Annotated in this window: 8 protein-coding genes, 1 rRNA gene and 1 pseudogene; 5 read left to right on the top strand and 5 right to left on the bottom strand. The window is 39.2% G+C overall.

Features of this window, described 5'->3' with window-relative positions; translation table 11 throughout:
* The first annotated feature begins 11 nt into the window (after nucleotides 1-11).
* From Q5W13_RS15250 to Q5W13_RS15260, 3 genes are all read left to right on the top strand, one after another.
* Nucleotides 12-176, top strand: a complete 165-nt coding sequence (locus Q5W13_RS15250) for a hypothetical protein (protein WP_304443581.1) — start codon at nucleotides 12-14, stop codon at nucleotides 174-176.
* 5 nt (nucleotides 177-181) lie between these two features.
* Nucleotides 182-517 carry a hypothetical protein gene (locus Q5W13_RS15255; protein ID WP_304443582.1) on the top strand — a complete coding sequence of 112 codons (336 nt, stop codon included), beginning with the start codon at nucleotides 182-184 and terminating at the stop codon, nucleotides 515-517.
* 90 nt (nucleotides 518-607) lie between these two features.
* Nucleotides 608-997, top strand: a complete 390-nt coding sequence (locus Q5W13_RS15260; RefSeq protein WP_304443583.1) for a helix-turn-helix domain-containing protein — start codon at nucleotides 608-610, stop codon at nucleotides 995-997.
* Between the two features lie 5 nt (nucleotides 998-1,002).
* On the opposite strand, the gene Q5W13_RS15265 is transcribed toward Q5W13_RS15260, so the two are convergent.
* Nucleotides 1,003-1,815: an HAD family hydrolase gene (locus Q5W13_RS15265; RefSeq protein ID WP_304443584.1), complete on the bottom strand. Its 813-nt coding sequence runs from the start codon at nucleotides 1,813-1,815 to the stop codon at nucleotides 1,003-1,005.
* Nucleotides 1,816-1,907: 92 nt separating this feature from the next.
* Here Q5W13_RS15265 and Q5W13_RS15270 point away from each other — a divergent pair, with 92 nt between their 5' ends.
* A complete protein-coding gene (locus Q5W13_RS15270; RefSeq protein WP_304443585.1) occupies nucleotides 1,908-2,330 on the top strand; it encodes a secondary thiamine-phosphate synthase enzyme YjbQ in 423 nt (140 codons plus the stop codon).
* 55 nt (nucleotides 2,331-2,385) lie between these two features.
* Here the strand turns inward: Q5W13_RS15270 and rplT are convergent, their stop codons facing one another.
* The 4 genes and pseudogenes from rplT to thrS form a co-directional block, all read right to left on the bottom strand.
* Nucleotides 2,386-2,733 (bottom strand): 50S ribosomal protein L20, encoded by a 348-nt coding sequence (rplT, locus tag Q5W13_RS15275; RefSeq protein WP_304443586.1) that lies wholly within the window; start codon nucleotides 2,731-2,733, stop codon nucleotides 2,386-2,388.
* An 88-nt stretch (nucleotides 2,734-2,821) separates the two neighbouring features.
* Nucleotides 2,822-3,019: a 50S ribosomal protein L35 gene (gene rpmI, locus Q5W13_RS15280; RefSeq protein WP_138115992.1), complete on the bottom strand. Its 198-nt coding sequence runs from the start codon at nucleotides 3,017-3,019 to the stop codon at nucleotides 2,822-2,824.
* Between the two features lie 105 nt (nucleotides 3,020-3,124).
* Nucleotides 3,125-3,619, bottom strand: coding sequence for a translation initiation factor IF-3 (infC, locus tag Q5W13_RS15285; RefSeq protein ID WP_304446519.1), 495 nt, complete (start codon nucleotides 3,617-3,619; stop codon nucleotides 3,125-3,127).
* A gap of 91 nt (nucleotides 3,620-3,710) precedes the next feature.
* Nucleotides 3,711-5,652: pseudogene (thrS, locus tag Q5W13_RS15290) on the bottom strand (threonine--tRNA ligase).
* 759 nt (nucleotides 5,653-6,411) lie between these two features.
* On the opposite strand from thrS, the gene Q5W13_RS15295 reads away from it, so the two are divergent.
* A 16S ribosomal RNA gene (locus tag Q5W13_RS15295) occupies nucleotides 6,412-7,937 on the top strand.
* The last annotated feature ends 284 nt before the right edge of the window (nucleotides 7,938-8,221 follow it).

The following is an 8,221-nucleotide window of genomic DNA, read 5'->3' on the forward strand; positions in this document are numbered from 1 at the left end:
ATTAAGAATTAATGAGAATAGGCCTTTTTCCATATAAGAAACATAGGGTTGGTAATAGTATTACCTCCAGAACATTGGGGAGTAAAAACGTAGCTATAGCTGAAATACATGAATTAGAAGAGAAAGACCAAGGAAGACAGCAAGAGCTTAAAATGGGGGAGCTACTGTCCAATTAAGAAATTTGACCTTGGATAACTTGGCTGCTGGAGAATATGAAAATGCTCATTTCTGTTATGGTATTCACTTTTTATTAGAAGGTGATTGTAAATTTACTAGTGCAGAAGGACAAGCTACGGTAGGGATAAAGTCGGGTTATTATAACCTTGTGCAATGGCCAAACATTTTAGGAACGGTAAATTTTAAGGGGACAGAGTGTGTTTCTGTAGAAGTATTTTTTACTAGGGATTTTATTAAAGACTTATTGGGTAGTGAACATGATTCTGTGTTTAGGCATTTTTTAGAATCTTCGGGAAAGCATCCACAATGTCTATGGAATAATGGTCAGCCAATACCATAAAAACTAAGAATATTACTTCTTGAAATTTTGAATTGCCCTTACCGGGGAAATGCTAGAGTCAGTTATATTGAATCTCAAACACGTTGTTTATTGATAGAAGCATTTTTAGGAAGAGAAAATTGTATGGGTAAAATAGGAGAGCCTCAGTTGCCTAGTTTGGACTATGAGGCAATTGAAAGGGTGGTATCGTACATAAAAATGAACCTAAAGAAAAAGTTGACAATTAAAGAGCTGTCTGAAATTGCTGGCTTTAATACAACCAAATTAAAAAGTAGCTTCAAGAAAGTACATCAAACTACTATTTTTAAATACATTACACAATTACGTATGGAAAAAGCAAGAATGCTTGTTCTACAAGAAAACCTCACAATTGCTCAAGCATCTTACGAGGTTGGGTATTCTAATCCACAGCATTTTACCGTAGCATTCAAAAAGACTATGGGATATTTGCCAAGTTCATTGCTTGGTGCACCGCTTTAGATTATTTATTTTTTAAGGTCAATTGCTTTAAGCATTGACTGTAAAACGTTCTCAACACCAAAACTGTCATTATTGTCGGTAAGGTAATTTGCGGCCTTTTTTACATTAGGATGTGCATTCTCCATTGCATAACTGAAATGAGCAAGGGCAAGCATTTCAAGGTCGTTGTTGTAATCTCCAAAAACCATAGTTTCTTCAGGAGTCACATTATACAGCTCCTGAACCTTTTGAAGCGCATAGCCTTTATGTGCATTAGGACTAGAGATGTCTACCCAGTTCTCTCCAGAGACTTTTACTTTCAGGCTATCTTCTAGATGAGCCACAGAAGGATAAATATATTTTTCGGAGCTTTCAAAGTGATAAATGGCAATTTTGAGTATTTCACCATCAAAATCTTTTAGGTCATCAACAACCTTATAATCGGTATAATATTCCCTAAGCTTTGCTTCAAACTCTTTAGAATCGCTTTTTATGTAGGCATTATGTTTACCACAAAGCACGGGATGTATATTTTTAATAGTATCCAATACGTTAAGAACCGTATTTTTAGATTCATTTGGTAAAGGGGTAGCCAGAAGTTCTGTATCCTGTTTCATAGCAAAACCACCATTTTCAGCAATTACTATGATGTCATTTTTAATAGGCTCTAATTTGTCTACAATACTATGGTACTGTCTACCGCTAGCGGCAACGAAAATGATACCCTTCTGTTTCATTTCCTCAAAGAGCTCAAAGAAACGATTGCTTACTTCGTGATTAGAGTTCAATAACGTGCCGTCCATATCTGTGACAACCATTTTTACCTTTGATAGATCCATGTGTATTTTTTAGAAGAAGCAAAGGTATCTGTTCGTAATTTAATTAGGGTTCGTATTTAGAAAGTTTTACATTTATTTGATATATAAAATTTATGAAATTTTTTCAAAAAGAAATAAAACTTAAAGCTCGTAAGCGTGGCTTTCATCTCGTGACAGAAGAGCTTTTAAATGCTTTTCCGGAACTTAGTGTTATTAGAACTGGCATGTGTCAGGTATTTATAAAGCACACATCTGCCGGCTTAACAATCAACGAGAACGCAGATCCAACCGTAAGAACAGATTTTGAGAGTCATATGAATGAAATGGTACCAGAAAATGCGCCGTATTATATTCATACTTATGAAGGGCCAGATGATATGCCTGCCCATATTAAGGCGTCTTTGATGGGTACATCCGTACAAATACCAATAACGGGAGGAAAGTTGAATCTTGGTATTTGGCAAGGGATTTATTTATGTGAGCATAGAAACCATGCTTCAGGAAGAAACCTTGTGATTACTGCTTTTGGGGAATAAAAAAGCCCGCTACACAAGTGTAACGGGCTTTTTATAAGTGAGATATATTCTTAATTTATTTAACCTTATGGTCTACGATTGCTTTAAAAGCATCAGGATGATTCATTGCTAAATCTGCAAGAACTTTTCTGTTCAATTCAATTCCGTTAGCTTTTAATTTTCCCATAAACTGAGAGTAAGACAATCCGTGTACACGAGCACCCGCATTAATACGAGTAATCCATAGAGCACGAAAAGTTCTCTTTTTATTTCTTCTATCACGGTAAGCATATAACATTGCTTTTTCTACCGCATTTTTGGCTACTGTCCAAACGTTTTTACGTCTTCCAAAGTAACCTTTGGCTTGCTTTATCACCTTTTTTCTTCTGGCTCTAGAAGCAACTGCATTTACTGATCTTGGCATAATTTTAAATTTTTGTAGTAGGCGGTACTTTTATTAGTACACTTGTGAGCCTAACTCCAGGGTTAATACTTTTTTACCGAAAGAACTTTTACTTTAAACGTAATTGTTCTTTAATACTGTTAACATCAGCCTGGTGAACCAAGCCGTCATGTGTTAACCTAAGCTTACGCTTTTTAGACTTTTTAGTCAAAATATGACTTTTAAAAGCGTGCTTTCTTTTAATTTTACCAGTACCGGTAAGCTTAAAACGCTTCTTGGCACTCGATTTTGTTTTCTGTTTAGGCATTTTTCCTATTTATATGAATCTCACTTATTTATGCTGAAACTGTCCGCAAATAGCGGACAGAAGTCAGTATCTCTTTTGTTAACATAGCATAAAACTATGTTACATTTATTTTTTAGCTTTAGGGGAAATAAACATTGTCATACGTTTACCCTCTAATCTTGGTAACTGCTCTACTTTTCCCCAATCTTCTAAATCTTGGGCAAGTTTTAAAAGTAGAATTTCACCTTTGTCTTTATATACTATAGAACGTCCTTTAAAGAATACATATGCCTTTAACTTGGCACCATCTTGCAAGAACTTTTCAGCATGCTTCTTTTTGAAGTCGTAATCATGATCATCCGTGTTAGGCCCAAAACGGATCTCTTTTACGATCACCTTAGTAGCCTTGGACTTCATGACTTTCTCACGCTTCTTTTGTTCGTAAAGAAACTTTTTGTAATCTATAATTTTACATACCGGTGGTTTTGCATCTGGTGATATTTCAACCAAATCCAAACCCATTTCTTCCGATTTATCTAGAGCTACCCTTATAGGGTATACACCTACTTCAACGTTGTCACCCACCAACCTTACTTCAGGTGATAGTATTTTCTCGTTGATTTTATGAGGGTTTTTGTTTTCCCTCCTAGGTTGGGGCCTAAATCTTTTACGTATTGCTATGACTAATTCTTTTTAGTTAAACTTATTTTTTTTAAAACGACTTTAAGGTACTGTTAATTTCTGTAGTTACCAAGTCAGAAAACTGCTCAAGGGAAATAGAGCCTAAATCTTCACCACCATGTCTGCGGACAGAAATAGTATTCGAAGCCTCTTCATTTTCCCCGACGATTAGCATAAAAGGAATTTTATTCATTTCAGCTTCACGTATTTTCTTGCCGACTGTCTCATTACGAGCATCAACAAGGGCGCGAATTTCGTCATTTTCTAAGGATTTTAAAACTTTTTCCGCATATTTTTCATGTTTCTCGCTCACAGGCAATACAATAGCTTGTTCTGGGATGAGCCATAATGGGAAATTTCCTCCTGTATGTTCTAGTAACAGGGCGATGAAGCGTTCCATGCTACCAAAGGGTGCACGGTGGATCATTACCGGTCTATGTAACTCATTATCGCTGCCTTTATACGTAAGGTCAAAACGTTCTGGTAGATTATAATCTACTTGAATGGTTCCTAGTTGCCATTGTCTACCAAGGGCATCCTTCACCATAAAGTCTAATTTTGGACCGTAAAAAGCTGCTTCGCCTTTTTCAATCACATAATCAAGACCTTTTTCTTTGGCTGCATTAATAATTGCATTTTCTGCTTTTTCCCAATTTTCTACAGATCCAATATACTTTTCTGGAGTATCTAAATCTCTTACGGATACCTGAGCGGTAAAGTTGTCAAAACCCAATGAACCTAATACATATAAAGAAAGGTCTATTACATTCTTGAACTCTTGATCTAATTGGTCGGGAGTACAGAAAATATGAGCGTCATCTTGTGTGAAACCCCTAACTCTTGTAAGGCCATGAAGTTCACCACTCTGTTCATACCTATACACTGTACCAAATTCCGCATATCTTTTTGGTAGCTCTCTGTAGCTAAATGGGCGAACGTTATATATTTCACAGTGATGAGGGCAGTTCATGGGTTTTAGCAGGAACTCTTCATCTTCCTTTGGAGTATGAATAGGTTGAAAGCTGTCAGCACCATACTTTTCATAATGGCCAGAAGTAACATAAAGCTCTTTTTGACCAATATGCGGTGTAATGACCATTTCGTAACCTGCTTTCTTTTGTGCTTTCTTAAGGAAATTCTCTAGGCGCTCTCTTAGAGCAGCACCTTTAGGTAGCCATAATGGCAAGCCTTGGCCAACTTTCGTTGAGAATGCAAAAAGTTCAAGCTCTTTTCCAAGTTTTCTATGGTCACGCTTTTTTGCTTCCTCTATTAAAGCAAGGTATTCCGTAAGTTCTTTCTGTTTCGGGAAAGAAATCCCGTAAACCCTTGTTAGCTGAGGCTTCTTTTCGTCTCCTCGCCAATAAGCACCTGCAACGTTTAAAATTTTTATAGCTTTTACAATGCCTGTATTGGGTATGTGGCCACCACGACATAAATCTGTAAAAGTATCATGGTCACAAAAGGTAATTGTACCGTCTTCAAGATTCTCTATAAGTTCTACCTTAAATTCGTTTCCTTGACTCTTATATAAAGATAGGGCTTCAGCTTTAGATATAGGGCGCATTTTAAAGTCATGCTTACCGCGAGCAATTTCCAATGCCTTTTTTTCTATTAAAGAAAAGTCTTTTTCAGAAAGGGTGTGCTCACCAAAATCAACATCATAATAAAACCCGTTGTCAATAGCAGGGCCAATGGTTAATTTTATATATAGGGTATAATTCTTCAAGAGCCTGTGCAACTATATGTGAAGAAGAGTGCCAAAATGCTTTTTTACCTTCCTTATCTTTCCAAGTATAAAGAACTAGTGATCCGTCTTCGTTAAGAGGGGTGACGGTTTCTACTACCGTATCGTTAAATTTTGCCGAAATTACGTTTCGTGCAAAACCTTCACTAATACTTTTGGCAATGTCCATAGGAGTGCTTCCTTTTGCATACTCCCTAATACTTCCGTCCGGTAATGTAATTTTCATCATGCCCATTTTTTGTAATAAGGATGCAAAGATAGTATACCGGCACAAGCCATACAATATATAAGACTTAAGTTTCTGGGTTATCACTTCCTATATAATAGGGAAATGGTTTTTAAGTAAATCGATGAGCATAGTATCTTTCTATATCTATAGTAGTAGGTGTAGTCTTGAATTCTGTTGATGAATTATGTGTAAACAAAAAATTAATAAAATATTAAGAGTGAAAGAGGTGTGTGAAGCTTGTGAGAGTGAATAAAAAGTTTTAATTTTAAGACCGCTCTTTTTTAGGGTATATGTAATTTGTTGAAAACAAGAGGTTTAAAAAAAACTTTTATTTTTCTTCTAAAAACTCTTTGAGAATTAAAAAAGGGTCTTACATTTGCACCCCGCTAAACAGGTATGAAGATGTTTGTTAGGTTAGGGTTAATAAAGAGTAAACGTTCCTTGTAAGATATTGTTTTTGTCACCGAGAAAAAAGATTTTGATTTTTTTCAAAAGAAAGTTGCCGGTTTAAAAAACAGTTGTATATTTGCAGCCGCTTAGGCAAACAGTAACATGTTTAACAGGCGTTACCGGGAGACCGGTCAGGAATATAGAAGTTCATTTGACATATTGTGGAGACAGCGTAAAAGGGATAAAGAGGGAAACTTTTTTGTTCCGATAGAATTACGAAAACAACATACAGAAAGATTTTTGTTTTAGGATGAGAGTCGGGGCCGGGAAAAACCTAAGGTTGATAGACTTATAATATATAATGAAACAACGATGAAGAGTTTGATCCTGGCTCAGGATGAACGCTAGCGGCAGGCCTAACACATGCAAGTCGAGGGGTAACAAGTCTAGCTTGCTAGATGTTGACGACCGGCGCACGGGTGCGCAACGCGTATACAATCTACCCCCTACTGTGGGATAGCCCAGAGAAATTTGGATTAAGACCACATAGTACTATATTACGGCATCGTATTTATAGTTAAAGGTTACGGTAGGGGATGAGTATGCGTCCCATTAGTTAGTTGGCGAGGTAACGGCTCACCAAGACCGCGATGGGTAGGGGCCCTGAGAGGGGATCCCCCACACTGGTACTGAGACACGGACCAGACTCCTACGGGAGGCAGCAGTGAGGAATATTGGACAATGGACGAGAGTCTGATCCAGCCATGCCGCGTGCAGGAAGAATGCCCTATGGGTAGTAAACTGCTTTTATACGGGAAGAAAAAGAGCTACGTGTAGCTTACTGACGGTACCGTAAGAATAAGGACCGGCTAACTCCGTGCCAGCAGCCGCGGTAATACGGAGGGTCCGAGCGTTATCCGGAATTATTGGGTTTAAAGGGTCCGTAGGCGGGCCGATAAGTCAGTGGTGAAAGTTTGCAGCTCAACTGTAAAATTGCCTTTGATACTGTCGGTCTTGAGTTATAGTGAAGTTGCCGGAATATGTAGTGTAGCGGTGAAATGCATAGATATTACATAGAACACCGATTGCGAAGGCAGGTGACTAACTATATACTGACGCTGATGGACGAAAGCGTGGGGAGCGAACAGGATTAGATACCCTGGTAGTCCACGCCGTAAACGATGGATACTAGCTGTCCGGGTCCTTGAGGCCTGGGCGGCCAAGCGAAAGTGATAAGTATCCCACCTATAGGAGTACGTTCGCAAGAATGAAACTCAAAGGAATTGACGGGGGCCCGCACAAGCGGTGGAGCATGTGGTTTAATTCGATGATACGCGAGGAACCTTACCAGGGCTTAAATGCATTTTGACAGGGGTAGAGATACCTTTTCCTTCGGGCAATTTGCAAGGTGCTGCATGGTTGTCGTCAGCTCGTGCCGTGAGGTGTCAGGTTAAGTCCTATAACGAGCGCAACCCCTACCGTTAGTTGCCAGCGAGTCATGTCGGGGACTCTAACGGGACTGCCGGTGCAAACCGTGAGGAAGGTGGGGACGACGTCAAATCATCACGGCCCTTACGTCATGGGCCACACACGTGCTACAATGGCCGGTACAGCGGGAAGCCATGCGGTAACGCAGAGCGGATCCACAAAACCGGTCACAGTTCGGATCGGGGTCTGCAACTCGACCCCGTGAAGCTGGAATCGCTAGTAATCGGATATCAGCCATGATCCGGTGAATACGTTCCCGGGCCTTGTACACACCGCCCGTCAAGCCATGGAAGCTGGGAGTGCCTGAAGTCCGTCACCGTAAGGAGCGGCCTAGGGCAAGATCGGTAACTAGGGCTAAGTCGTAACAAGGTAGCCGTACCGGAAGGTGCGGCTGGAACACCTCCTTTCTAGAGCGTCGACCTAAGAATTTTGAAGGCCCCGACACCTCGTTCTAATATAATGATATCAATCTGTAAGTTAAAAGAAGCAAGTCTCCACATTAATGATATATAATACTTCTTTTGGTACGAAGTACTAAGAGTGGTAGGGACAGTCCCATAGCTCAGCTGGTTAGAGCGCTACACTGATAATGTAGAGGTCGGCAGTTCGAGTCTCTCTATAGACTACAAATTGCATCTTTTGTTAGATGCGCACGTTCATAGAGATAAAAAAAGGAAATTTTGGAAGTTGA

It is taken from the genome of Zobellia laminariae (assembly GCF_030553095.1).
Lineage (GTDB): Bacteria > Bacteroidota > Bacteroidia > Flavobacteriales > Flavobacteriaceae > Zobellia > Zobellia laminariae.